The organism is Erwinia psidii (assembly GCF_003846135.1).
Taxonomy (GTDB): Bacteria; Pseudomonadota; Gammaproteobacteria; order Enterobacterales; family Enterobacteriaceae; genus Erwinia; species Erwinia psidii.
Map to the genome: position 1 here is coordinate 1 of NZ_RHHM01000033.1, position 2073 is coordinate 2073.

General features: G+C 41.5%; 2 protein-coding genes. One reads left to right on the forward strand and one right to left on the reverse strand.

Annotated elements, in window-relative coordinates:
* Nucleotides 1–496: 496 nt before the first annotated feature.
* The gene (locus EB241_RS20660) at nucleotides 497–820 is read left to right on the forward strand and encodes a hypothetical protein (protein WP_124234933.1); all 324 of its coding nucleotides are present in this window, start codon (nucleotides 497–499) and stop codon (nucleotides 818–820) included.
* Here EB241_RS20660 and EB241_RS20665 read toward each other — a convergent pair.
* On the reverse strand, nucleotides 811–1605 hold the full coding sequence (locus tag EB241_RS20665; protein WP_124234934.1) for a DUF4225 domain-containing protein: 795 nt from the start codon (nucleotides 1603–1605) through the stop codon (nucleotides 811–813). The two genes, EB241_RS20660 and EB241_RS20665, sit on opposite strands and share 10 nt — an antisense overlap.
* Nucleotides 1606–2073: the final 468 nt, after the last annotated feature.

Genomic DNA, 2073 nt, shown 5'->3' on the forward strand with positions numbered 1-2073 from the left:
GCGGCCAACCATATCCCCGGATTTGATGCAGCCACCGTGCCGGATAAGTGATGCTGGCACAGACAGCGACGCAGATTTACAGGCCGATACGGCCACGGCAGAGTGTGTCCGGTAGCTGCGTACTAATATATACAGGTGGCAGGGGTGGTGTAAATATCATTAAATACAATAAGTTATAATTATCGATCTGTATCGTCGATCAATACGCCCTGATTGATCGAGAGTAACGATTGGCGGGCTGTATCCGGTGTGGTTATTTTAACCGGGTATAAGGAGCAACATCATGAAATGGACGCGAAGAAATACCTGGCTTGCTGTTCTCCCTGGCTGCATTGCATTCTGGTCTGCCATATTCATCCTGCTGTACCATTTTTTCTGATAGCTATTTTCCAGTACGCCAACACCAGGCCCGGCGAAAGCCGGTTTTTTTTCGTTGCCCTTTATACTGAAGACGTTATGATTACATGTAGCAGGAAACGGTATGTAAGGATTGCATATGAATAATATTGAGATGGAAAAAAAGCTGGCTGAAGACGGGTTTAATCGTAAGGAAATAGCCCTTCTTAAATTTATGACAGAAAGGGACTCGACGACTTATCAGGTTTTAATAGTAGAGCTTAGCAAAAGATTTGTTGGGGCTATTGCGTTATTGGTCATCATTTTTGGGTTTTATGGAAGCAGTATTTTTTTAAGGGAAGATACTGATTTTTTTGTACTAACCTTAGTCCTGGCTTTCGCATTTATTGCAGTATGGTTTGTGGCACCACTTAAATTAGGTGCCAAAGCATATTTTTTTAGAAAGAAATATCCTCAGTTATGACTTTCGCTGTAAATTGATTTAATTGTCGCGGCATCGCTTCCGATTTCAATTAACAGATTTGAGCGTGACATATTCTTTATGTTTCGCACATAATCTGAACGAATGTAGCTAAATAATCTCCAGGTGTTAGGTTTTAAGACTAGTCGGGAAAGACCGTAGACTGAGAGAAAGAGATCCGCATAACTATAAGCCAGCCTGCCTGTTCTCTCATCAAACCCCAAAAACATAGCCGTCTGGATATATTTTTCTTTTAAAAAACCTTCAGCGTCATTCCTTCCTGACTTCAAATTCAACAGGCTTTCTTCAACACCGTTAAGGCCGTGAAGCACTAACATGCTTCCGAAAGCAAAACTGACAATATTAGCTGTCAGAATCGATGGTACTGCAATGCCTATGCCCGCGATAACCTGCATGCCGCTTAGTATCAGACTGACACCATTAATTACATAACCCCATACGCCGTTTTCCTCTTTTAGCTGAGCTGTGGCCACAACTTTCAAATTACGATGATTAAGCTGTCTGTCCTGCTCATCGAGATATCTTCGTTCAAGTTGCAGATTGCTGATGCATTCCTGACATTGTGAATCATTTCGGGCGGTACGAATCGTCTTTAACTGATTTGAAATAAACTCCTGAACATTATTTTTAAAGTCGTTTCGGACGGTGATACTACGGAGATGGCGAAATCCCACCCGCTCGGTTGTGCTCATAAGCTTGCGGGCTTCAAGGCTGGCCATTGTGAGGTAATAATCAGAAAAGCGTTTCTTTGCTAAGTAGTTATCCATAACGTTACCTTTTATTCAATCAAAGAGTGGCTGACCGGCATCCTTAACTGATGTCTTGTTTCAGTCTGCGGTTAATCTCCGTTACTATGTGGTTTAATGGATAAGTTGTAAACAGATAAGCAATGTTAAATAAGGTTTTCCAATATTAGTGGTGATAATAAGCAATTTCTGGATGCTGACAGTATATCCGGGATATTTGGAAAAGTGTGTTGATGCAATCGAGGAGGAAGTTCCCGCCTAACATCAAATTTTATATTGTCGTCAGAGCGTGTATTGAGTGCATCGTTTCTGAGCGTTATGTTAGGCGAAATGCAAATAAATCTATGATTTATTTTAATAAAAAACGGGATTTAAAATCCCTCGGCTTTATGGCTGTGCGGGTTCAAGTCCCGCCCCGGGCACCACAGATTAAAATATATAAAAACAAGCAGTTATAAAGCAATGTGATGCCGCCGCAAGGCGGTTTTT

What these genes read in the sequence shown, in the direction of transcription:
- EB241_RS20665 (WP_124234934.1), bottom strand. Translation starts at nt 1,605, where the DNA reads ATGGATAACTACTTAGCAAAGAAACGCTTTTCTGATTATTACCTCACA.
- EB241_RS20660 (WP_124234933.1), top strand. Translation starts at nt 497, where the DNA reads ATGAATAATATTGAGATGGAAAAAAAGCTGGCTGAAGACGGGTTTAAT.